Source organism: Achromobacter xylosoxidans A8, assembly GCF_000165835.1.
Lineage (GTDB): Bacteria > Pseudomonadota > Gammaproteobacteria > Burkholderiales > Burkholderiaceae_B > Achromobacter > Achromobacter xylosoxidans_B.
On the sequence record NC_014640.1, the window covers coordinates 2,832,135 to 2,854,917 of the forward strand.

The 22,783-nt window shown below is 69.1% G+C and carries 23 protein-coding genes; 7 read left to right on the forward strand and 16 right to left on the reverse strand.

The genetic code is table 11. The annotated features are described in order from the left end of the window. Window positions 1-12: 12 nt before the first annotated feature. Together AXYL_RS13165 and AXYL_RS13170 are read right to left on the reverse strand one after the other, a co-directional pair. Window positions 13-219 carry a hypothetical protein gene (locus AXYL_RS13165; protein WP_013393287.1) on the reverse strand — a complete coding sequence of 69 codons (207 nt, stop codon included), beginning with the start codon at window positions 217-219 and terminating at the stop codon, window positions 13-15. Then, a complete protein-coding gene (locus tag AXYL_RS13170; protein ID WP_013393288.1) occupies window positions 194-1,894 on the reverse strand; it encodes an FAD-dependent oxidoreductase in 1,701 nt (566 codons plus the stop codon). The genes AXYL_RS13165 and AXYL_RS13170 overlap by 26 nt, the downstream gene beginning before the upstream one ends. A 147-nt stretch (window positions 1,895-2,041) precedes the next feature. On the opposite strand from AXYL_RS13170, the gene AXYL_RS13175 reads away from it, so the two are divergent. Beyond that, the gene (locus tag AXYL_RS13175) at window positions 2,042-2,851 is read left to right on the forward strand and encodes a helix-turn-helix transcriptional regulator (protein WP_013393289.1); all 810 of its coding nucleotides are present in this window, start codon (window positions 2,042-2,044) and stop codon (window positions 2,849-2,851) included. Window positions 2,852-2,978: 127 nt separating this feature from the next. Here the strand turns inward: AXYL_RS13175 and AXYL_RS13180 are convergent, their stop codons facing one another. Further along, window positions 2,979-4,172, reverse strand: a complete 1,194-nt coding sequence (locus AXYL_RS13180; RefSeq protein ID WP_013393290.1) for an MFS transporter — start codon at window positions 4,170-4,172, stop codon at window positions 2,979-2,981. Window positions 4,173-4,281: 109 nt separating this feature from the next. Here AXYL_RS13180 and AXYL_RS13185 point away from each other — a divergent pair, with 109 nt between their 5' ends. Continuing rightward, window positions 4,282-5,190, forward strand: a complete 909-nt coding sequence (locus AXYL_RS13185; protein WP_013393291.1) for a LysR family transcriptional regulator — start codon at window positions 4,282-4,284, stop codon at window positions 5,188-5,190. A gap of 100 nt (window positions 5,191-5,290) precedes the next feature. Here AXYL_RS13185 and argH read toward each other — a convergent pair whose 3' ends face one another. After that, the gene (gene argH / locus AXYL_RS13190; protein ID WP_013393292.1) at window positions 5,291-6,709 is read right to left on the reverse strand and encodes an argininosuccinate lyase; all 1,419 of its coding nucleotides are present in this window, start codon (window positions 6,707-6,709) and stop codon (window positions 5,291-5,293) included. A 126-nt stretch (window positions 6,710-6,835) separates the two neighbouring features. On the opposite strand from argH, the gene AXYL_RS13195 reads away from it, so the two are divergent. The 3 genes from AXYL_RS13195 to AXYL_RS13205 all read left to right on the forward strand — a co-directional run bounded on the left by AXYL_RS13195 (window position 6,836) and on the right by AXYL_RS13205 (window position 10,801). Beyond that, on the forward strand, window positions 6,836-8,185 hold the full coding sequence (locus AXYL_RS13195) for a mechanosensitive ion channel family protein (RefSeq protein ID WP_013393293.1): 1,350 nt from the start codon (window positions 6,836-6,838) through the stop codon (window positions 8,183-8,185). A 90-nt stretch (window positions 8,186-8,275) separates the two neighbouring features. Next, complete coding sequence (locus AXYL_RS13200; protein ID WP_013393294.1) at window positions 8,276-10,333, forward strand: NAD(+) synthase; 2,058 nt, start codon at window positions 8,276-8,278, stop codon at window positions 10,331-10,333. Window positions 10,334-10,462: 129 nt separating this feature from the next. Then, on the forward strand, window positions 10,463-10,801 hold the full coding sequence (locus tag AXYL_RS13205) for a P-II family nitrogen regulator (RefSeq protein ID WP_013393295.1): 339 nt from the start codon (window positions 10,463-10,465) through the stop codon (window positions 10,799-10,801). A 124-nt stretch (window positions 10,802-10,925) separates the two neighbouring features. Here AXYL_RS13205 and gspF read toward each other — a convergent pair whose 3' ends face one another. Next, the gene (gspF, locus tag AXYL_RS13210) at window positions 10,926-12,131 is read right to left on the reverse strand and encodes a type II secretion system inner membrane protein GspF (protein ID WP_013393296.1); all 1,206 of its coding nucleotides are present in this window, start codon (window positions 12,129-12,131) and stop codon (window positions 10,926-10,928) included. 176 nt (window positions 12,132-12,307) lie between these two features. On the opposite strand from gspF, the gene gspD reads away from it, so the two are divergent. Both gspD and gspE read left to right on the forward strand, forming a co-directional pair. Further along, a complete protein-coding gene (gene gspD, locus AXYL_RS13215) occupies window positions 12,308-14,680 on the forward strand; it encodes a type II secretion system secretin GspD (RefSeq protein ID WP_013393297.1) in 2,373 nt (790 codons plus the stop codon). Then, the gene (gene gspE / locus AXYL_RS13220; protein ID WP_013393298.1) at window positions 14,677-16,104 is read left to right on the forward strand and encodes a type II secretion system ATPase GspE; all 1,428 of its coding nucleotides are present in this window, start codon (window positions 14,677-14,679) and stop codon (window positions 16,102-16,104) included. Before gspD ends, gspE begins: the two co-directional genes overlap by 4 nt. A gap of 3 nt (window positions 16,105-16,107) precedes the next feature. Here the strand turns inward: gspE and AXYL_RS13225 are convergent, their stop codons facing one another. The 11 genes from AXYL_RS13225 to AXYL_RS13275 form a co-directional block, all read right to left on the reverse strand. Beyond that, window positions 16,108-16,494 carry a type II toxin-antitoxin system RelE/ParE family toxin gene (locus AXYL_RS13225; RefSeq protein WP_013393299.1) on the reverse strand — a complete coding sequence of 129 codons (387 nt, stop codon included), beginning with the start codon at window positions 16,492-16,494 and terminating at the stop codon, window positions 16,108-16,110. 16 nt (window positions 16,495-16,510) lie between these two features. Next, the gene (locus AXYL_RS13230) at window positions 16,511-16,813 is read right to left on the reverse strand and encodes a type II toxin-antitoxin system Phd/YefM family antitoxin (RefSeq protein ID WP_013393300.1); all 303 of its coding nucleotides are present in this window, start codon (window positions 16,811-16,813) and stop codon (window positions 16,511-16,513) included. A 70-nt stretch (window positions 16,814-16,883) separates the two neighbouring features. Next, window positions 16,884-17,636, reverse strand: a complete 753-nt coding sequence (gspN, locus tag AXYL_RS13235; protein ID WP_013393301.1) for a type II secretion system protein N — start codon at window positions 17,634-17,636, stop codon at window positions 16,884-16,886. Between the two features lies 1 nt (window position 17,637). Then, on the reverse strand, window positions 17,638-18,225 hold the full coding sequence (gene gspM, locus AXYL_RS13240) for a type II secretion system protein GspM (RefSeq protein WP_013393302.1): 588 nt from the start codon (window positions 18,223-18,225) through the stop codon (window positions 17,638-17,640). Further along, entirely contained in the window at window positions 18,222-19,214 is a 993-nt protein-coding gene (gene gspL, locus AXYL_RS13245; protein WP_013393303.1) for a type II secretion system protein GspL, read from the reverse strand. Before gspL ends, gspM begins: the two co-directional genes overlap by 4 nt. Beyond that, window positions 19,211-20,161 (reverse strand): type II secretion system minor pseudopilin GspK, encoded by a 951-nt coding sequence (gene gspK, locus AXYL_RS13250; RefSeq protein ID WP_013393304.1) that lies wholly within the window; start codon window positions 20,159-20,161, stop codon window positions 19,211-19,213. The genes gspL and gspK overlap by 4 nt, the downstream gene beginning before the upstream one ends. Then, entirely contained in the window at window positions 20,158-20,763 is a 606-nt protein-coding gene (locus AXYL_RS13255) for a type II secretion system protein J (protein WP_013393305.1), read from the reverse strand. Before AXYL_RS13255 ends, gspK begins: the two co-directional genes overlap by 4 nt. 2 nt (window positions 20,764-20,765) lie before the next feature. Then, complete coding sequence (gene gspI / locus AXYL_RS13260) at window positions 20,766-21,167, reverse strand: type II secretion system minor pseudopilin GspI (protein ID WP_041653432.1); 402 nt, start codon at window positions 21,165-21,167, stop codon at window positions 20,766-20,768. Then, on the reverse strand, window positions 21,154-21,642 hold the full coding sequence (gene gspH, locus AXYL_RS13265; RefSeq protein ID WP_013393307.1) for a type II secretion system minor pseudopilin GspH: 489 nt from the start codon (window positions 21,640-21,642) through the stop codon (window positions 21,154-21,156). Before gspH ends, gspI begins: the two co-directional genes overlap by 14 nt. Then, window positions 21,614-22,042, reverse strand: coding sequence for a type II secretion system major pseudopilin GspG (gene gspG / locus AXYL_RS13270; protein WP_013393308.1), 429 nt, complete (start codon window positions 22,040-22,042; stop codon window positions 21,614-21,616). The genes gspH and gspG overlap by 29 nt, the downstream gene beginning before the upstream one ends. A 133-nt stretch (window positions 22,043-22,175) precedes the next feature. Beyond that, window positions 22,176-22,610: a general secretion pathway protein GspC gene (locus tag AXYL_RS13275; protein WP_013393309.1), complete on the reverse strand. Its 435-nt coding sequence runs from the start codon at window positions 22,608-22,610 to the stop codon at window positions 22,176-22,178. Window positions 22,611-22,783 lie beyond the last annotated feature (173 nt).

Here is a 22,783-nt window from a genome sequence, read left to right on the forward strand (position 1 = left end):
CGTCTCCGTGGTTCATGGAATGTTCAAGGCGGGCGAGCCGGGCTGGGCCGCCAGCATTTCGTCGACCGCCGCCTGCACCCGGGCCGCGTCGTCCACGGCTTCGATGAGCAGCAGCGACAGCCGGGCCAGGCTGTCGCGCTGGGCTTCGGGGTCGGGCACATTGGTGAGCGCGATCAGGCGCTCCAGCAGGTCGTCAAGCTGTTGCTGGGATAGCGGCATGGCTGGCGCCTCCGGTTGAGCGGTAGAGGCCGCGGGCCTCGGGCAAGGGTTCGGGACAGGCGCCGGGCGCATCCAGCGCGGCGGCGACCCAGGCCAGCATGGCCTCGGGATCGCCGGTCTCGGGCGTGGCGGCCGCCATGACGTGCTGGTCGGGCCGCAGCAGCCAGGCCTCGCCGTCCAGCGTCTGCCCGAGCTGGTGCGCCAGGGCGGCGCGTCCGCGCTCGTCGCACAGCGGCCCGACCGCGACCCAGCGCAACAGGCCGTCGCCGTCCTGCGCGCCGGGCGGCAAGGCATCGCCGAACACCAGGACGGTGAACCAGGGACCGAGCAGGCCGTGCAAGGTCAGGCCATCCGCCTGCCGCAGCACCACGTTGGGCAGCGCGCGCCCGGCCAGCGCATGGGAGCCGCAAGCCAGTGCCGACGCGGGATAGACGGCCGGCATGCACAGGCGGCCGGTGTTGATCATGCGGGCGGCGACGGCGTGGCGTGGCGCCAGGTCGATGATGGCGTCGCGCCACAGCGCGGCGGAGCGGGCAGCGCCTGGGTAAACGAAGCGCGAGGAGCGGCGTGCCTGGCGGATGTTCTCCATTGCCGCGTGCTTGCGCTCGACGCTATAGGTATCCAGCAGCGAGTCGCCGGCGCGGCCTTGCAGCAGCAGGGCCAGCTTCCAGCCCAGGTTGTCGGCGTCCTGGATGCCGCCGTTGCCGCCGCGCGCGCCGAAGGGCGCCACCAGATGGGCCGAATCGCCCGCGAACAGCACCCGGCCATGGCGCAGGCTGTCCAGGCATTCATGGCGGTAGGCCCAGACGCCATGCCAGGCAATGTCGAATTCCACGCGCTCGCCCAGCAGGTCCCAGACGCGCTGGCGCATGGCCGCGTCCGTGGCCGCTTCGGCCGGGTCCTCGTCCGGGCGGAGCTGGAAGTCCAGCCGCCAGGTGTCGTCGGCCATCTTGTGGCGCCAGACCGCGCGGCCATGGTTGCTGCGCGCGTCCAGCCAGGTCCAGCGTTCCTCTGGCCAGGTGGTGTCGCGCAACACGATGTCGATGATGATCCAGCGGTCCTCGGTCTGGTCGTAGACGCGTGGGCTCAGGCCCAGCATGCCGCGCACCGCGCTCTTGGCGCCGTCGCAGGCGACCACCCATTGCGCGCGGCAGGCGTAGGCGCCGTCGGGCGTCTCCACTTGCAAGGTCGCCGGGCCTGCGGCTTGCGGTTCGATGCCAGCAACGCGGTTCAGCCAGCGCAGCTCGGCCAGCGGCTCGCGCATCAGCGCATCCACCAGGAAGGCTTCCAGGTAGTACTGCTGCAGGTTGACGAAGCCGTTGTGGCGCATGTCGGGCTGGTCCTGCAGCGTGAAGGACGCCACCGCCAGGTCGCGGCACAGCACCCGGCCCACGTTCCAGCGCACGCCCTTGCCGACCACGTCGCCAGCCATGCCGAGGCGGTCGAAGATGTCCAGCGTGCGCTGCGCCCAGACCATGCCGCGCGAAGCCAGGCCGCGCACGCCGACGGTGTTGTCGTCGTCCAGCACGACCACGGGAATGCCGCGCCGCACCAGATCCAGGGCCAGCGTCAGGCCGGTCAGCCCGGCCCCCACGACGGCCACCGGATGCGGCTCGCGGCGCGGGCGGTCCATTTCATCGGGCCTGACGTATGGGTAGATGGGAAGTTCTTTCATCGTTTTCCCTAGTTCGATGTGGTTTGTTGCAGGCCTCACTCTAGGAGCGCCGCGCGCGCACGTCATGTCCTCACGGGAGAGGACACCGCGGCGGCGGAGGATGACCTTAGAATCGGGAAAACACGCGCAAGCGGGGAAAACGACACCATGGAAGAGACACACAACCCTATGCCCGCGGGCGGGGGGCCGGACCGCTGGGCCGAGTCCGCCGTCATGGACCTGGGCGGCCCGATGTTCCACGCCGCGCTGCTGCTGGCGCTGCGCGAAACCGTGGCCGCCGACCACGTGTCGCACGTGTTCTACGGCCACGAAGGCCTGGTGCAGTATTCGTCGGCGGCCAGCCTGCTGAACCAGTCCCTGATCGAATGGACCACCAATGTGTTCGTGGACAACGAGTTCTACCGGCGCGATCCCAACTACGGCCTGCTGCGCGACATGGCCTGCCGCCCCGGCCATCATCCCGACCTGGTCGTGCAGACGGCGTCCCCGGAACGCATCGCGGACGACGAGTACCGCCGCCTGCTGTTCGAGCGCCCCGGCTTCGCCAGCAAGATTTCGCTCATCGGCTGCCGCGACGAGGGCATCAGCTACCTGAACCTGTACTTCTCGCGTACCCATTCACCGGACGCGGCCGAACTGATGCGCGGGCGCGCGCCCTTGCTGATCGCGCTGGCGCGGCGCCATCATCAGCTGTGCCGCGCGGAAGCGGAACCGACACGCGCGGCCTCCTGGTGCAGCGGCCTGTCGCTGCGCGAAGTCCAGGTGGCGGACCTGCTGCGCCAGGGCCATACCGCCAAAGAGGTGGGGCGCGAGCTGGGCCTGTCGCCCACCACCGTGGTGACCTACAAGAACCGCATCTTCAAGAAGAACAACGTGGCCAGCCTGAAGGAATTCCTGATCAAGGCGCCGGCCGCGTGCGCCGCGCCGGCCTGTACGGCCGAGGCCGGCGGCCGTTGAGGTTCGGCTGTGCGCCCCAGGCTGGCGGCAGTTGAGCATGGCCTGCACGCCTGAGGGCGGCGGCCGCTAAGCATCGCTTGCATGCCCGCGGCTCGCGGGCGCCGGGCATTGCCCGCATTGAATGGGGTCAGGCTGCCACGGACGGCCGCAGCCGGGCGATGGCCGGAACCGCCAACGCCGCCAGCATCGCCACGGCCGCGGCCACATAGCCGACGCTGCCCAGGCCCCACTGCGCGATGGCGAAGCCGCCCAACATGGCGCCGGCGCCGATGCCGGCATTGGCCGCCGATACGTTAAGCGTTCCCGCCATGGCCTGGGCGTGAGGCGCCACCTTCATCACTCGCACCTGGCAGACCGGATACAAGGCCGTGTTGGCGATGCTCCAGACGGCCAGTGCCGGCAGCAATCCGGCAAGCGAAGCCGCCAGGGGTACGGCGGCCATCATGCCCAACCCCAACAACAGCGTGAATACCAGCGTGGCGGCCAACGGATTGCGGTCCGCCGCCAGTCCGCCCAGCCAATTGCCCGCCAGCCCCGCCGCGCCAAAGCCCATCAGCCACCATCCCACTTGCGCCGGCGGCACGCCCGCGATGCGCTCCAGCACGTCGGCCAGATAGGTATAGGAGGTGAACATCGCGGTGAACACCGCCACGGACAGCCCGATGTGGGCCAGCATGCGCGGATCCCGCAGAATGCGCGCCTGCTCGCGCAAGCCGACGCGCGGCGGGCGCGGCAAGGCCGGCATGCAGGCCTGCATCAGCGCGGCCAGCGCCAGGGACAGCGCGGCCAGCCCCCAGAAGCTGCCGCGCCAGCCTATCGACGTGGCGGCCAGCGTGCCCAGCGGAATGCCGAACAGCAGGGCGGCGGAAATGCCCAGGTACACGCGCGCCACCGCCTGCCCGGCGCGGCGTGGACCGGCCAACTGCGCGGCGGCCTCGCTGGCCGTGCCCCAGAACACCGGCAGCGCCAGCGCCGGAATGAAGCGCGCCAGCGCCAGCACCCAGATGTTGGGCGCGGCCGCGGCCAAGGCGTTGGAGGCGGCGAAGACCAGCAGGATCGCCACGAACAGGCGCTTGCGCTCCAGGTGCGATACCGCCGCCGTCAGCAAGGGCCCCGACAGCATCACCGTGAACGCGAACAGGGTCACCAGCTGGCCTGCGGCGGAAACGGAGATGGACAGGTCGCGGGCCAGTTCGGGCAGCAGTCCCACGATCAGGAATTCCGTGGAAACGATGACGAAAGCCGCGACAGCGAGGATGCCGATGGAAAGCGCGCTGGAGCGGGCCGGGACGGATGGGGAGGCGAGGGAGGATTCGAGCATGGGATGGGTTCAAGAGGAATACGGTCTTGAACGATATTGGAGATAGAATTTCTTATCTCAGGTATCTTTTCCATAAATTAAGGAATCTGATTCCTTAATCATCGCCGCCATGATCCCATCCGAACGCCTCAAAGGCATCGAAGCCTTCGTCACCACCGCCGACGCCGGCAGCTTCACCGCCGCCGCCGACCGGCTCCACCTCACCGCCTCGGCCGTGGGCAAGAGCGTCGCCCGGCTGGAGGCCCGCCTGCGTACCCGCCTGTTCGAACGCAGCACCCGCCGCCTGGCCCTGACGGACGCGGGCAGCGCCTACTACCGCACTTGCGTGCGCGTGCTGGCCGAATTGCAGGACGCCGAGGCGGTGCTGGCGGCGCAGCGCCAGGAACCCGTCGGCCGGCTGCGGGTGGACCTGCCCGCGACCTTCGGCCGCCGGGTGGCGCTGCCGCTGCTGCTGCAATTCGCCCAGCGGCATCCGCAGTTGCGGCCATGCGTGTCGTTCACGGACCGTTTCGTCGATCTGGCCGACGTGGGCATAGACGTGGCCGTGCGCATCGGCGGGCCGCCGCAGTGGGCGCCCGGCCTGGGCCACCGCTATCTGGGCTCGGAGCGCGTGATTTTCTGCGCCTCGCCGCAATATCTGGCGCGCCGCGGCACGCCGCTCACGGCCGACGATCTGGCCCAGCATGACGCCGTGGCCTACGGGCGCGCGGACGGGGAACCCCCGGTCTGGCGGATCGCGCAGGGCGCGGGACCCGCCAGCCTGCGGTCGGTGGATGGCGTCATGACGCTGGACAGCGCCGAAGCCCAGGTCGACGCCGTCGCCGCCGGCTTCGGCATCGCGCAGTTGGCGACCTGGCTCGCGGCCGACGCCTTGCGCGACGGCCGGGTGGTCGAAGTGCTGCCGCAACTGGCTGCCGAGGGCTTGCCCCTGTATTTGGTGTGGCCGCTGAGCAAGCAGCTGTTGCCCAAGGTGGATGCGGTGGTGGAGATGCTGGGGGAAGCGCTGAGCATCGTGTAGCGGGCGGCTGATAGAACGTACACATCCGCTATCTGACGCTCCAATGATGATCGGCCCCGATAAATCGGGGCCGATCATCTTGCGTCGGAGAAAACCAGCCTTACTCCGCCGTTTCCTGCAGCACGCGCTTCGCTTCCTCGGCCACGCGCTCGGGGGCGGTGCCGCCCACGTGCTTGCGGGCCGCGACCGAGCCTTCCAGGGTCAGGACCTGGTGCACGTCGTCGCCGATGCTGGCGTGGTAGGCCTTGAGCTCGTCCAGCGACAGGTCGGCCAGGTCGCAGCCGCGCTGTTCGCAGTCGCGCACCGCGTGGGCCACCACTTCGTGGGCGTCGCGGAAAGGTATGCCGCGCTTGACCAGGTAGTCGGCCAGGTCGGTGGCGGTGGCGAAGCCTTGCAAGGCGGCGGCGCGCATGTTGTCGGCCTTGACCTTGATGCCGCCGGCCATGTCCGCAAAGATCGTCAGCGTGTCGCGCACGGTGTCGACGGTGTCGAACAGGCCTTCCTTGTCTTCCTGGTTGTCCTTGTTGTAGGCCAGGGGCTGGCCCTTCATCAGGGTCAGCAGGGCGACCAGGTGGCCGTTGACGCGGCCGGTCTTGCCGCGGGCCAGCTCGGGCACGTCGGGGTTCTTTTTCTGCGGCATGATCGAGCTGCCGGTGCAGAAGCGGTCGGCCAGGTCGATGAAGCCCACGCGCGGGCTCATCCAGAGCACCAGCTCTTCGGACAGGCGCGAGACGTGCGTCATGATCAGCGCGCCGGCGGCGCAGAATTCGATGGCGAAGTCGCGGTCGGACACGGCGTCCAGCGAATTGCGGCAGACGCCGTCAAAGCCCAGGGTCTTGGCGACGCGCTCGCGGTCGATCGGGTACGACGTGCCGGCCAGGGCGGCGGCGCCCAGCGGCAGACGGTTCACGCGGCGGCGGCAGTCCGCCAGGCGCTCGGCGTCGCGGCCGAACATTTCGGCATAGGCCAGCAGGTGGTGGCCGAAGGTGACCGGCTGGGCCACTTGCAGGTGCGTGAAGCCGGGCATGATGGTGCCGGCGTGTTCCAGCGCCACCGTGGCCAGGGCGCGGCGCAACTGGCGCAGCAGGTCCAGCAGGTTGTCGATTTCAGCGCGCAGCCACAGGCGGATGTCGGTGGCGACCTGGTCGTTGCGCGAACGGCCGGTGTGCAGACGCTTGCCCGCGTCGCCCACCAGCTCCACCAGGCGCTTTTCGATGTTCAGGTGCACGTCTTCGAGGTCGAGCAGCCATTGGAAGCTGCCGGCGTCGATTTCGGACAGGATCTGGGTCATGCCGCGCTGGATGTCGGCCAGGTCCTGGGCGCCGATGATGCCCTGGGCGGCCAGCATGTCCGCGTGCGCGAGCGAGCCCTGGATGTCGTAGCGCGCCAGGCGCTTGTCGAAATCCACGGACGCCGTATAGCGTTTGACGAGTTCGGAAACCGGTTCCGAGAACCGGGCGGACCAGGCCTGCGCCTTGTTGGCGAACTGGTTTTGATCGGGGGAGGGAGTGTTTGCCATGATGGGCGGAATTATAGGCCCTGGCGTGGCGCCGGGTGGCGCGCCTGCCGGCGGCGAACCCTCTGAGCGGGCCTTTGTCGGATAATCCTGGATTAGTTTCAAGACCTTAGAGCAGGAAGAGAGCCTATGCCCCTGGAATGGGAAGAGCTGGTCACCCAATTGGATACCCATCTGCCGCGCGAAGCCTGGGCGCAGACTTTGATCGGGATCGGCGCGCTGATCCTGGCCGCGCTATTCGTCCAGTGGGTCGTGGCCCGGGTCGTGCTGCTGCTGGCGCACCGCGTGCTGGTGCTGAGCGGCCGCGGCGACTGGGACAAGGCCCTGCAACGCCGCCGCGCCTATCAGAACCTCTGGTATGCCGTGCCATTCGCGGTGGTGTCGCTGGGCATAGACCTGGTGCCGCACGTCGAGCGGGCGGTGACCATTGTCGGGCGGCTGGCGCACGCCGGCGCCTGGATCTGCGTGTTCATGGCGTTCTCGGGCGTGCTGAGCGCCTGGCAGGACACCTATTCCGCCACCACCCGGGCGCAGACCCGCTCCATCAAGGGCTATATCCAGATCGGCAAGCTGATCCTGATGGCGGTGTGCACCGTTTTGGTGCTTTCCATCCTGATTGACCGTTCGCCGCTCTGGATGATCTCCGGCCTGGGCGCGCTGTCCGCGGTGCTGCTGCTGGTGTTCAAGGACACGCTGCTGTCGCTGGTGGCCAGCACCCAGCTGACCAGCAACGACATGCTGCGCATCGGCGACTGGATCGAGATGCCGCAGTCCAACGCCGACGGCTTCGTCAAGGATATCGCCCTGCACACGGTCAAGGTGCAGAACTGGGACAACACCGTCACCACGGTGCCCACCTACAAGCTGTTCTCGGAAAGCTACCGCAACTACCGCCACATGTTCGAATCGGGCGGGCGCCGCATCAAGCGCACCCTCCGCATCGATTCGGCCAGCGTGCGCTTCCTGAGCGACGACGAAGCGCAGCGGCTGATGCGTTTCCGCCTGCTGCACGACTACCTGCAGGCCAAGACCCACGACATCGCCCAGGCCAACCAGACCATGGGCGAGCTGGCCAGCGTGCCGGCCAACCGCCGCCGCCTGACCAATATCGGCACCTTGCGGGCCTATGCGCTGGCCTACCTGAAGCAGAATCCCGAGGTCCGTCAGGACATGGCCATGATGGTGCGCATGATGGAGCCCACCTCCGAGGGCATTCCGGTCGAGGTCTATTGCTTTACGGCGGTTACCGCCTGGGTCGAGTACGAACGCATCCAGGGCGACATCTTCGACCATCTGCTGGCCATCCTGCCTGAACTGGGCCTGCGCCTGTACCAGCAGCCGTCCGGCGCCGATATCGGCGCGATGGGCGCTCATCTGCGCGAGGGCGCCTTGCAGGCCGCGCTGGCCGCCGACGGCGCTCGCCCCGGCTTGGCCGCGCCGTTGGAGCACGGCCTGACCGACGCCAAGATGCCGCGCTAGCGGACAGCGGGCGCGGCGGGGCGTCCGGGCGGGGCCGGCGGGTGGCCCCGTGAGATAATCCAGGCGTTGAAATCCCAGGCGATAGACCCGATGTCGAACCCGTTCTTCAACCTGTATTCCCACGGCTTTGCCCGGGTCGCCGTCGGCGTGCCCGAATGCAAGGTCGCGGACCCCGCGTTCAATGCCGCCCAGACCATTGCGCTGGCGCAGCAGGCCGCCCAGGGCGGGGCGGTGCTGGCTGCGTTTCCCGAGCTGGGCCTGTCCGCCTACACCTGCGACGACCTGTTCCACCAGAAGGCCTTGCTGGACGAATGCGAGGAAGCGCTGGCGCGGGTGGTCGCGGCCACGGCCGAGATGGACATCGCCGTCGTCGTCGGCGCGCCGCTGCGCGTGGCCCACCAGCTATTCAACTGCGCCGTGGTCGCCGCCGGCGGCCGCGTGCTGGGCGTGGTGCCCAAGAGCTATCTGCCCAACTACGGCGAATTCTACGAAGCGCGCCAGTTCAGCGCCGGGGATTGCGCCATCGTTTCCGAGATCAGCCTGCTGGGCCAGACCGTGCCTTTCGGGTCCGAGCTGATCTTCCAGATGGAAAAGCTGCCGCTGTTCCAGTTCCACGTCGAAATCTGCGAGGACGTCTGGGTGCCGATCCCGCCGTCCTCCTTCGCCGCGCTGGCGGGCGCCACGGTGCTGGTCAACCTGTCGGCCTCCAACATCGTGGTCGGCAAGTCCGACTACCGCCACCAGCTGGTCGCGCAGCAGTCGGCGCGCTGCCTGTCGGCCTATATGTACACCTCCGCCGGGCGGGGCGAGTCCTCTACCGACATGGCCTGGGACGGCCAGGCGCTCATTTACGAAAACGGCGAACTGCTGGGCGAATCGGAACGCTTCCTCGGCCACTCCCACCTGTTGTTCTCGGACGTGGACCTGGAACGCCTGTCGCGCGAACGCATGCGCCAGACCACCTTCGGCCAGTCGGTGCGCCGCCACCAGGACGAAGTCCGCAAGTTCCGCAGCGTGGCGGTGCCCGTGAATCCGCCGCTGGAAGACGCCGAACTGCCGCTGGAGCGGCGCGTGGCGCGCTTCCCCTATGTGCCGGCCGACCCGCAGCGCCGCGACGCCCGCTGCAAGGAGGTCTACAGCATTCAGGTGCAGGCCCTGGTCCAGCGCCTGTCGGCCAGCGGCATGTCCAAGGTCGTCATCGGTATTTCCGGCGGACTGGATTCAACCCATGCGCTGCTGGTCTGCGCCAAGGCCATGGATGCATTGGAACTGCCGCGCTCCAATATCCTGGCCGTCACCATGCCGGGCTTCGCCACCAGCTCGCGCACGCTGCAGCAGGCGCGCAAGCTGATGGAGGTGGTGGGATGCACGGCCTCCGAGATCGACATCCGGCCCAGCTGCCTGCAGATGCTCAAGGACCTGGGCCATCCCTATGCGGACGGCAAGCCGGTCTACGACATCACCTTCGAGAACGTGCAGGCCGGCGAGCGCACCAACCACCTGTTCCGCATCGCGAACTTCAACAACGCCATCGTCATCGGCACCGGCGACCTGAGCGAATTGGCGCTGGGCTGGTGCACCTACGGCGTGGGCGACCACATGTCGCACTACAGCGTCAACGCCAGCGTGCCCAAGACGCTCATTACCCACCTGGTGCGCTGGGTGGCCGAATCCGGCCGCCTTGGCGAGGAGGGGGCGCAGGTGCTGCTGGACGTGCTGGGCACCGACGTCAGCCCCGAATTGGTGCCTGGCGGCGCGGACGACAAGCCGGTGCAGAAAAGCGAAGACAGCATCGGTCCCTACGAGCTGCAGGACTTCAACCTGTACTACACGCTGCGCTACGGCTTCGCGCCGACCAAGGTGGCTTTCCTGGCGCTGGCGGCCTGGCGCGACCGCGAGGCCGGCGCCTGGCCCGAGGGCGGCCACGTGGCCCGCAACCAGTACGATCTGGCGGCCATCAAGCGCAACCTGAAGATATTCCTGGACCGCTTCTTCCGTCTCAGCCAGTTCAAGCGCAGCTGCGTGCCCAATGCGCCCAAGGTCGGCTCCGGCGGTTCGCTGTCGCCGCGCGGCGACTGGCGCGCGCCCAGCGATTCCGAGTCGGTGGTGTGGATGCGCGACGCCGAGCGCATACCCGACGAAGCCTGACCGGGATTTCCCGCCAAGGGGGAACCCGGTATTTGGGCTCCCTGGCGGGTGGTATTCTCTTATCCAACGCGCCCTGCGGCCATGCCTAGCCAGGGTGCCGCAACAGATCAAACACCCAGGACGACCAACGTGAAACAAGTCACCGCCATCATCAAACCCTTCAAGCTCGACGAAGTCCGCGAAGCGCTGGCCGAAGTCGGCGTCAGCGGCCTGACCGTTACCGAAGTCAAGGGTTTCGGCCGCCAGAAAGGCCATACCGAGCTTTACCGTGGCGCCGAATACGTGGTGGACTTCCTACCCAAGATCCGCGTCGAAGTGGTGCTGCCCGACAGCCAGGTCGAAGCCGCCATCGAAGCCGTGGTCAAGGCCGCCCGCACCGGCAAGATCGGCGACGGCAAGATCTTCGTCACGCCGGTTGAACAAGCCATCCGCATCCGCACGGGCGAGAGCGACGAAGAGGCGCTGTAGATTCCACGGGAATTGCGGCTGAGCGGGCTGGGCCTGCCGGCAGCCGCGAGGCCCGGGCTTGATTTTGCGGGTGTTGGGGCAGCAAGGTTCATGCTGCCCCAACACCCGCAAATCATTTCCGCGCCTAACGAATCAGCTGATTCATTTCCAGGATCGGGCTCATCACCGCCAGTACGATCAGCAGCACGAAGCCCCCCATCAGCAGGATCAGCGCCGGCTCCAGCAGGGCCGTCATGGCCATGGCGCGCCGCTCCAGGTCGCGCGACAGGTTCTGCGCGCCGCGGTCCAGCAGCTCGGGCAGGCGGCCGGTCTTCTCGCCGCTGGCGATCAGATGCACCAGCAGCGACGGAAATACTTTTTGAGCGCCCAGCGACGCCGACAGCGGCGCGCCTTCGCGCACGCGCGCCGAGGCTTCATCCACTGCCTGGCGCAGCACGTCGTTGCCCAGGGTGCGGCGCGCGGCCTCCAGCGCCGTCAGCAGCGCCACGCCGCTGCCTGAAAGTATCGCCAGCGTGGACGCGAAGCGTGCGGCGTTCACGCCCAGCACGAAGCGCCCGGCCAGGGGCAGCCGCAGCACGCGCGCATGCCAGGCGCGCCGCGCCGCGGGTGCGCGCAGCGCGTAGCGCCACAGCGCGACCGCGGCCGCCAGCGCGGCGCCAGTGGCCACGCCCCATTCGCGCACATAGTCCGACAGCGCCAGCATGATGCGCGTCAAGAGCGGCAGCTCCTGCTTGGCCTGGCTGAACGCCGACACCACCTGCGGCACCACATAGCCCAGCAGGAAGATCACGATGATCACCGATACGCAGGCCACCACTGCCGGATAGATGAACGCGGTCAGCACCTTGCTGCGCAAGGCGTTGCGTTCCTCGATGTAGTCCGCCAGCTTCTCCATCACCTGCGCGAGATCGCCCGATTCCTCGCCGGCGCCGATCAGCGCGCGGTAGATCTCAGGGAAATCGCGCGGCCGCGCCGCCAGCGCGGTGGACAGTTTGTGGCCTGCGCGCACGTCGTCGCGCACCCCGCCCAGGACGGCGGCGATGTGTTTTTTCTCGGCCTGTTCCAGCGTGGCGCTCAGGGCCGCGTCCAGCGGCAGGCTCGCGGCCAGCAGGCTGGCGAGCTGGCGCGTGAGCCAGGCCAGGTCGGCGTCCGACAGGCGCGTGCGCAGCGCGGCGCCGAACCCTTCGGCGCGCGCCGCCAGGGACGTGGACAGCGGCAGCAGGCCGCGGCTGCGCAGCTGATTGCGGGCGCCGCGCTCGCTGTCGGCGTCGATCGTGCCGCGCACGATCTTGCCCAAGGCGTCGGTGGCTTCGTAGCGGAAGGAAGGCATCTGGAAAGCATCGGCCGCGCACGTTTGAAAAACGCGCAAAGCCCCGAATTTAAAGGGTTTCAAGGCCGCTACGATGCCTGCGGATTATGACCGTAGTGTTGCACTGTCACCACGTATACTCCGACGCGCTTTCACGTTTTTTCACACGATTTCACGTTTCAGGCACCTATCCCGTCATGCGTCACATTGCGCAATTCAGCCTTGCGGTACTGCTCGCCGCAAGCCAGCTCGGACCCGCGGCCAGCACGGTTCACGCTCAACAGACCGACAATCGCGTCAGTCTGAATTTCGTCGACACCGACATCCCCGCCGTGCTGCGCGCGCTGTCCTTGTTCACGCAGCGCAACTTCCTGGTGGATCCGCGCGTCAAGGGCAAGCTCACGCTGGTGTCGGATCGGCCGGTGGACAGCGCGCAGGCGCTGTCCATGCTGACGGGCGCGCTGCGCTTGCAGGGTTTCGCCATCGTCGACGTCGATGGCGTGACGCGCGTGGTGCCCGAGGCCGATGCCAAGCTGCAGGGCAGCGCGGTGGTGGGCAATGGCCGCCCCGCGCAAGCGGTGGGCGGCGCGCCGGCCGGCGGCGCGGGCCGCGGGCCGGTGCCAGTCTCCGCATTCGCCAAGGGCAGCAGCGGCGAAATGCTGACCCGCGTGTTCCCGCTGAAGTACGAGAACGCGGCCAATCTGGTGCCGGTGCTGCGCCCCATGGTGCCGCCCAACAACCCGATCAACGCCTATCCCGGCAACAACACGCTGGTGGTCACGGATTACGCCGATAACCTGGAGCGCATCGCCCAGGTCATCGCGCGCATCGACGTGCCCAGCTCGATCGACACGGACGTGGTGCCGGTGCGTTCGGCCATCGCCACCGACCTCGCCATCCTCGCTTCGCAGCTGCTGGACACGCAAAGCAGCGACCCCACTCAGCGCATCGCCGTGGTGGCCGATCCGCGCAGCAACAGCGTGCTGGTGCGCTCCGGCAGCCCGGCGCGCACGCGCCTGGCGCGCGACCTGATCATGAAGCTGGACGCGCAGCAGAACCGCGCCGGCAACCTGCACGTGGTCTACATGCGCAACGCGCAGGCCACGCGCATCGCCGAAGTGCTGGGCGGGCTGCTGACCGGCCAGGCGAATTCCGCGCCGGGCGCCACCGGTGGCGCCAGCGGCGGCGCGGGCGCCCAGGGCGGTGCGCGCACGCAGAACGCGGCGGCAGGCATGGCTGCCCAGGCGGGCCAGGGCATGGCCGGCATGTCCGGTTCGAACAAGGGCGGACTGTCGGGCGAGCAGGAACGCATCTCACGGGAAGACAACAGCACGCAGGCCGTCTCGTATTCGGCGGGCGGCGCCACCATCCAGGCCGATCCGGCCACCAACTCGCTCATCATCTCGGCCCCCGAACCGCTGTACCGCAGCCTGCGCGAGGTCATCGACCAGCTCGACCAGCGCCGCGCCCAGGTGCTGGTGGAAAGCCTGATCGTCGAAGTCAGCGAGGCCAAGGCGGCGGAGTTCGGCATCCAGTGGATGACGGGCGCCGGCAACATCAACAGCGACGGCACCAGCTTCATCGGCGGCACCAACCTGGGCGGCAGCGGCATTACCGGCAAGGGCCCGACCACCATCGACGGCATCGGCAGCGGCCTGACCCTGGGGGTGGTGAAGGGCACCGTCGACGTGCTGGGCAACAAGGTCATCAACCTGGGCGTGCTGGCGCGCGCGATGGAGAACACCGGCGAAGCCAACATCCTGTCCACGCCCAACCTGCTGACGCTGGACAACCAGTCGGCCAGCATCCTGGTGGGCAAGACCGTGCCTTTCGTGACCGGGCAGTACGTGACCTCGGGCAGCAACGGCAGCACCAATCCGTTCCAGACCATCGAACGCGAGGACGTGGGCCTGAAGCTGAACATCCGCCCGCAGATTTCCGAAGGCGGCGCGGTCAAGCTGGACATCTACCAGGAAGTCAGCAGCATCGACGAAAGCCGCTCCAACGCCACCACCGGCATCGTGACCAATAAACGCGCCATCGATACCAGCGTGCTGATCGACGACGGCCAGATCATCGTGCTGGGCGGCCTGCTGGAAGACAACGTCACGCTTTCCACCAACAGCGTGCCGCTGCTGGGATCCTTGCCCGTGATCGGCTCGCTGTTCCGCTACGATTCGCGCAAGCGCACCAAGACCAACCTGATGGTGTTCCTGCGCCCCTACGTGGTGCGCGACGCCAACCGCACGGCTGGTGTCACCATGGACCGCTACGACTATATGCGCCGCGCGCAGGCGGCCGTGCAGCCAGGCCAGCACTGGGCGCTGCCAGACATGCAGGCGCCGATGTTGCCGCCGCCGGGCTCCGCGCCTTCGGTGTCCAACAACGCCTACGACCTCCGCCCGGAACAGCAGGCCGAAACGCTGCGCCGGCCGGCGCCGGTCACGGCCCAGTCCTTCGCGGTGCGCCAGTATCCCGGCACGGAGTCTGCGCGCGATGCTTCGGAGGCCATCCGCGTGTCGCGCACGCTGATGCACAGCGTGGCCGTGGATCCCGATACGCTGCTATGAGCGCGCACCCCTTGCCTTATGCCTGGGCCCGGGCGCAGCGCGCGGTGCTGTCGCTGCGCGGCGGCCAGGCCCGGCTGACCGTCAGTCCGCGCACGCCGGAATGGGCGGTGCGCGAGATCCGGCGTTGCCACGGCGACATCGAGCTGGCGCAGATCGAGGACGAGGCGCTGGAGACCCTGCTGACCGCGGCCTACAGCCATTCGGAAGACGCGGCCTCGGTCATGGGCGTGGCCGAGAACGAGATCGACCTGGACCGCCTGATGCAGGACATGCCGGAAGTGGCGGACCTGCTGGAGGCCCAGGACGACGCGCCCGTGATCCGCATGATCAACGCGCTGTTTGCGCAGGCGGCGCGTGACGGCGCCAGCGACATCCACATCGAACCCTTCGAGACCCACTCCGTGGTGCGCTACCGGGTCGACGGCACCCTGCGCGACGTGGTGTCGCCGCGCAAGGCGCTGCATGCCGCGCTGATCTCGCGCATCAAGATCATGGCGCACCTGGACATCGCCGAAAAACGCCTGCCGCAGGACGGCCGCATCGCGCTGCGCGTGGGCGGGCGGCCGATAGACGTGCGCGTCTCCACCTTGCCCACCGGGCATGGCGAACGCGCCGTGCTGCGCCTGCTGGACAAGGAGGCCGGGCGCCTGCAGCTGGAGAAGCTGGGCATGGACGCGGGCGTGCTGGCCCAGCTGGACCGCCTGATCCGCCAGCCGCACGGCATCGTGCTGGTAACGGGGCCTACCGGCAGCGGCAAGACCACCACGCTGTATGCGGCGCTGAGCCGCCTGGACGCGTCCACCAGCAACATACTCACGGTCGAGGATCCGATCGAATACGACCTGTCCGGCATCAGCCAGACGCAGGTCAACGCCAAGATCGACATGAGCTTCGCGCTGGCCCTGCGCGCCATCCTGCGGCAGGACCCCGACGTCATCATGATCGGCGAAATCCGCGACCTGGAGACCGCGCAGATTGCGGTGCAAGCCTCGCTGACCGGCCACCTGGTGCTGGCGACGCTGCATACCAACGACTCGGTGTCCGCCGTCACCCGGCTCACCGACATGGGCGTGGAACCCTTCCTGCTGGCGTCGTCGCTCTTGGGCGTGCTGGCGCAGCGCCTGGTGCGCAAGCTCTGCCCGTCCTGCAAGAAGCCCGCCATGCAGGACGGCGCGCGCGTGTTCCACCCGGTGGGCTGCGACGCCTGCAACCATACGGGCTACAGCGGGCGCTCCGGCATCCACGAACTCTTCACGGTCGACGACGAGGCGCGCCGGCTGATCCACGAAGGGCGCGACGAACGCGAACTGCGGCGCGCGGCCGCCGCGTCAGGCATGCGCACCATGCGCGAGGACGGGCAGCGCTGGGTCGACAGCGGGCAGACTTCGCCGGAGGAGATCCTGCGGGTCACGCGGGATGCCTAGGTGCTATGCCTGCCAGCGATCCGGAAAATCGAAGGAAAGCTGGCGGTGATGCCGGATCGAGAGCAGGTAGATCTGGTTCTTGATCCTGGCGTAAAGCATCAGGTAGTGCGCGGACACATACTCGCGCAACTCCGCGTCCTTGCCGAGCGCGCTGAGCTGTTTGGCCAGGCGGGCCGCGCCATTGGCGACCTCCACCGAGTGTTGGGGCCGTCCAAGAAATAAGCGCCCCATGTCGGGAAAGGCCGAAAGGTTCGGGATGATCACCTCGGCCAGCTCGTCGAGCAGCGCGTCGAAAGCGCGTGGCATCCCGGCCTCGGTGAGGAAGGCTTCGATTTCCTCAAGCTGGTGCTCGAAGTTGGCCGTGAGTTTGACGGCGAGTTTGGTGGTCACGATGCCTGGCCGTGGTTCAGCGGGCGGCCTTGGCCGCGCGGCGGCGCTTGAGGGCGGACACTGTGCTTAACGCATCCTTGACCTTGCCGGCCGAAACATCGGCCAGGCCCCGGCTGGCGTCGTCGATCAGCAGCAAGTGGATGCGTTCCTGCTCCAGCCGGTGGTAGTAGTCCAACCGTTCGGCGTCGATCAGGGCAACGTAGCTTTCGCCATTCTTGGTGATGATTTTCTCAGCCCCGGACTTGACCTGATCGGCCAGTTCGGACAGATTGGCCCGGGCTTGGGACAGCGGAATCACATCGGCGGACGAGATGGCCATGGCTGGCTCCTTGGGCTAGATATTTGTACATAATAACGTACATTATCTAGCTGGGCGAGACGCCTCGAAATCAGCTCCCGAAAGTCGCAACATCCCCCGAACGCCTGCCCAGCGCCGACAACAGTCCATCCAGCGCCGCCCGGTCCGCTTCACGCGCGGAGCCGGCGTAGGTTGCCTGCCCCTGGAACTTCAGGCCGCCGCGCCCGCCCGCGCTGCCCTGGCCGGTGACGTCCAGCAGACCGCTTTCGGTGCTCAAGGCCAGCGTGGCGCCGGACTTGCCGCCTTGCACCCGCAGCAGATACGACCCCACGGGCGCCACCGGCGTCAGCGCGGTGCTGGCATTGCGCCAGCGCAGTTCAGCCACCGGGCCGGCGGGCAGGGCCGCGCCCAGCCGCAGCGGCTGCCAGCGGATTTCCAGCGTGCCCTGGGGCGCGATGGTGTTCCATGGCGCGCCCAACGCGGACAGGATGGAAGCGGGCGCGCGCAGCGATTGGGCCGGCACGGATACGCCGTTCCAGCCGGGCGTGGCGCGCAAGGGGCCTTGCAGCCAGGGATGCGAGACATCCAGGGCGAGCGCGTCCCAGCGCCATTGCCATTGCACCGGCTGCGGCAGCATGCGGCGCGCGCCGGGTGGACCTAGCGCGATCCAGGCGCTGCCGCGCCACAAGGTGCCGCTGGCGTCGGCCAGCGCGACCGGTGCTTTGTCCGGCAGCACGGCCAGCAGCCAACGCGCGGGCAAGACCGTGACGGCTGCCGCGGCGGCACAGACGGCGCCAGCCAGGAGCAATGCGGCGGAACGTTTGGAAAGCCGGAAGCCTGACATCTCAGCCGCGCTCCGGCGCTTGCGGCGTCATCAAGTTCACTTTGCCGTTGACCAGGCCGGGCAGCGGCCGCCCGTTGATGTTGGCGGCGCGGCTGAGTTCCACCTCCTTGACCGCCAGGCCCCAATCGCGCGCTGCCCCATCCAGCCATCGCAGCAAGGTCGAGGACGGCGCCTGCTTCAGGGTCAGCAGCACGCCGGGACCGCCCTCGGGCTCGCCCAGCGTCCATAGTTCCGGCGACAGCCCGGCCCGTTCCAGCGAGGCGGCGAGTTCGGCTGCGCTGGGCATGGCGCCCGCCGGGGCGGCGGACTTGCGCCGCAAGGCCGTGGCCTGCGAGGTCAGGTCGGCAACCGTGGCCGCCTGGCCGCGCAGCGCGGGCAATTCGGCTTGCAGCTTGCGCAGCGTGTTCAAGGGCGGTTCGATCAGCGTGACGAACACCAGCGTCGACCCCAGCAGCAGGCCGGCGGCCGTGACCAGCCGGCGTTCGCGCGGCGCCAGCGCCTGGTAGCGCCGGCCGGCGCGCGCCAGGGCAGGCGCGAGGGTCTTGGCCAGCGACTGTCTGGCGGCATGCAGGGCTTGCGGGAGTTTCATGGTTGCGCGCGCACGATGCGCCAGGTGTTGTCGTTATCGCCGCGTTCGAGCTTCAGGCCCAGGGCGGCGGCTTGCTGGATCAGCGCGGGCGTTTCCGCCACGCGCTGGGACTGCTCGCCGGCGTCGGCCAGCTGTAGAGTCAGCGCCTGTTCGGCGTAGCCCAGGCGGGCCACCTTGTCGGCGGCGAAGGGCAGGGCCAGGGCCGCGGCGCGCGCCAGGGGCAGGAAGTCGGCGGCGTTGGCCGCGCCCCGGTTGGCCTGCAGCGCGTCCAGGCCCTGCTGCGCCTGGCGCGGCGGGTCCAGCACCACCGGCAGGTCGGGAAAGGCGGCCAGCACCTGCGCGCGCATGCCGTCGCGCAAGGCGTCGGCTTCCGATTGCAGTTGCGAGGCGTACAGGTTCAGCCCGCCTATCCACACCAGCGCGGCGGCCGCGCCCCAGCGCCAGACGGGGCGCCAGGCCGAGACGCGGGCCGGCGCCAGTTGGGGCATGGCCAGCGACCATGACGGCGTGGGCGCCTGCCAGCGCGGGTCGGCAGGGTCGCGCAGCGGCGCCGTGCTGTCGGCGCCCAGGGTTTGCGGCGCGATCAGCGCGTGCGCGCGCAAGCCCTGGGCGTTCAACAGGCTCCAGGCGCGGCGCACGGGTTCGCGCGCGGCCCAGGCCAGCGCGACGGTGCCGTCCGCGGCGCGCGGGCCATGGCCGATGGCCAGCGTATCCAGGTCGCTGAGCACCAGCGGCTCCAGCGCGCTGTGCACCGCGGCCGCATAGCGGGCGCGCGCCACCGCGGGGATTTGCACGCTGGCCGCGATCACGTCGGCGGGATGCAGCACGGCTTCGCAGGCGGCATGGGGATAGGCATGGCCAATGGCCTCGAGCGTCAGTTCGCCCTGGCGCGCGCAGCGGCCGCGCCGGTCAAACCAGGCATACGGTAGGAGAGAGCCGGCGCCGAACTCGGCCAGCGGCGGCAGCGCGATGCGCAGTAGGTTTTTCAAGGAATTTCTCTAGTCCATAGGGTGTCGGGGGCGGCGGGCGGCGAGCTGCGCAGCAGCGCCTGCATGGAGATGCGCGCGCGCTCGTAGGCCACGATGCCGCTGGCCAGGAACCAGCCGCTGGTGGTGACCACCGTGGGCGGGGGCGTCTTGACGCCCGCGCCGGCCAGGCGGTTGGCGAAATCGCCGGCATTGTTGAACCAGTTGCCGCGGTCGCGCTCGCCCGCCAGCGAGCGGGCCTGGCTGAGCGACAAGCCGGGCGCCAGCGCCGCAAGCACCTCGGCGGGCGCGGTGTTGACGTTGACGCTGGTGGCGACGGGCAGCACCGTCATCGTGCGGCGCAGCTCGCTGCGCACTGCCGGGTCCAGCGCCAGCAGGGCCGCCACTTCATCGACGCCGCGAGGCAAGGGCGCGCGGGCGTCGGGCGCCGGCCGTCCCGGCGGCGCCGAGGGCGCATCCGCCGGGGGCGCCACGGGCTGCGCGGCCGCCATGATCTCGACCATGCGCGCGGCCAGCGTGTCCGGCAACTGCAAGGTGCTCAGCAGGCGGCGCAGCACCAGTTCCTGCTCGGGCTGCGGCACGCCATTGTTCGCCAGGTTGTAGAGGTTGTACTTGCCTTGCTCGTCCTGCACCCGGCCGGAGAACACGGCGACGCGCTCGTCGCCGGGCCGCTCGATGCGGGTGTCCAGCACCGGGGTGGCCCAGATCTGGTCGCCGCGGGTGGTCGATTCGCGCTTGCCGTGGTCGCGCACGATCAGGCGGGCCCAGTCTATGCCGCCCGCCAGCATGGCGCGCGCCTGGACCCGCGCCATTTCATTTTCCACGCGCCGCGTGCTGGCGGTCTGGCGCTGGAACAGGCCGGTGGCCAAGGCCGCGACGATGGCGACGATGATGAGCGCGCTGACCACGGCGGCGCCACGTTCGCGGCCGGTGGGGCGAGCCGGGCTCATGGCAGCTCCAGCATGCGGGTGTAGCGCTCTGGAGCGGCGGGCGCGCCGCGCTCCAGCGCGATCTCCAGGCCGGTGGGAGAGGCGGCCAGGCTGGCTTCGCCATCCACCCAGCCGGTCCCCGGCACCCAGGCGCGTAGTTTCAGGGCCCGCGTGCCGGGCAGCAGCAGGACGCCGTCGCCCGCGGCCGGCAGCGGACTGCGCGCCGCCGACGGCCCGCTGGCGCGCCACAGGCCGTCCTTGCGCACCTGCCATTGCACGCGCTGCCACAGGCCGTTGCCGTCGGGATCGGGGCGCAGGATCTCGAACACCGGGCCACCGCTGGCGCGCCGCAGCAGGCGCAGGCCGCTGGTGTAGGCCTGCGCATCCAGGCCCGCCGGGTCGAAGCCGGGACCGGTGTAGGACAGCTCGACATCGCGCGCCATCTGGCCCAGCGTGCGGACGATGGCATCGATGTCCTCGGCCTGTTGCTCGATGCGGTCGCGGGCGCCGGACACGCTGGCCAGGCCGCGCCAGGCCATCAGGCTGACCAGCGCCATCAGCGCCAGGGCCACCAGCACTTCGATCAGCGTGAAGCCGGCTTGGGATCGGGGAGGGCGGCGCATGGCTATCGCAGACTGGACAGCAGGCCGTCGAGCTGCAACAGCACGGTGTCCGCCTGCGGCCAGGCGGCATGGCGCACCTTGACCGATACCTGGCGGAAGCTGCGGTTCATCGAATTCGTAAACTCCATCTCGCATTGCAGGGCCCGGCCGCCTTGCGGACAGGGCGCGCTGCGCGTGCCCGCGCGCGGCAGGGTCTGCTCCAGCCGCAGCTGGGTCAGCGCGTTCTGCGCGGCCAGCAGCGCCAGCGTCTTGTCCTGCAGGGCGCGGTTGTTCTCCGCCATGATTCCGGTCGCGCGCAGGGCGGCGCCCATGGCGACGGCGATGATGGCCAGGGCCACCAGCACTTCGATCAGCGTGAATCCGCGCTGCCGATCAGGCGGGCGGGGCGGCCTATTGAATTTCATAGCGGCCCGCGGCGTCGCGCTGCAAAGTGACGCGGGCATCCCCCGCGCTCAACGTCAGCGTGATGGGCGCGGCGACCCATTCCGTGTTGAACACCAGCGGCCGATCCGGATCGAGCCGCAGCTCCACCGGCGCAGCCGACCACGCTTGCGCACGCAGCACCTCGTCGCGTTCCAGCCGGTCCGGCGGCAGGGGGCGGTCTTCCTCGGCGCTCAGGCCCGGCAGCCGTCCCTGGCGTTCGAAGGACCAGCCTTGGCCGTTGGCCAGCCAGCGGATGGCGCGGCCGTCGCTGCGCGCTTCGCTCTGGGCCACGGTGAAGGCGTCGGCCAGGCGCTGGGCGTCGCCGCGCAGCCTGTTTTCGCCGCGGCCCACCGACAGGCTCACCATGCTGGCCGCGATCGCCACGATCACCAGCACCACCAGGACTTCGACCAGCGTGAAGCCGCGCTCAGAGTTCCCAGGAACCGATGTCGGCATCGCCGCTTTCTCCGCCGGGCTTGTTGTCGGCGCCGAACGAGAACACATCGATATCGCCTTTGACGCCAGGGCTCAGGTATTGATAGGGATGGCCCCAGGGATCGTTGGGCAACTTGTCCAGGTAGCCGCGCCAGTTGGTCGCGCCGTCGGGTTTCTGCACCAGCGCGCGCAAGCCCTGCGCGGTGTTGGGGTAGCGGCCGTTGTCCAGGCGATACAGCTTCAGCGCCTGCATGATGCCGGCGATGTCCTGGCGCGCGGCGACCTGGCGGGCCTGGTCGGGGCGGTCCAGCACGCGGGGCACGATCAGCGCCGCCAGTATCCCCATGATCACAATCACCACCATGATCTCGATCAGGGTGAAACCTTGCTGGCGGGCAAGCCCGCGCGGTAGCTGACGCACTTGATGACTCCGGTCTTTCAGTAGAAGCGGAGGATTGTGAACATGAAATATGACAGCAATACTCACGGCGCCGCCAAATCCGCGCAGGCGCGTGCCGCGCGCAAGGCATGCATCGCCGCGAGCGCGGCGATGCCTATTTTTCGCGCGATATGCCGGCAGGCGCGGGCAGGGCGGCCGGGGCGGGCAGGCGGCTGGCGCGCCCGGCCTGTTCCACCGTCACCGCGTCCGCGGCGACCTCGCGCAGCACGATGCCGGGGGCCACTTCGCCGCCCGCGCGCCAGGCCAGCGGCGGGCCGCCGTCGATGCTGAGCACGGCGGCGCCGTCGGCGCCCGCGGCGATCACGCCCAGCACGGTGATCTGCGTGCGCATGGCCTCGTCCTTGCCGAACCACAACGCGACCGGTGTGTTGTCCGCGGCGCGCGGCGCGGCCGCCGAGACCGCGGGAGGCAAGGCACCAGCCTTCGGCGCGAGCAGGATCGACGCCCACACGCCCAGGCCGGCGGCCAGGGTCAGCACGGCAAGTACGCGGAACACGGCGGGCAGGGTCGGGCGCAAGGACAAGGGCATGGAACGGACGGGCAGGGCGGGTTGCGACGCGGCCGACTATAGCGTTGCTACATGACAGGCTTGCGATGGCCTGCGGCATTCGCGCAGGCCTCGGCAGCCGCAGCTGCCTGTCATCGTTCGTACATGCCCCGTGTCTAGCATGCGCTCAAGTCCGGATGTCCAAGCCGGGCAGA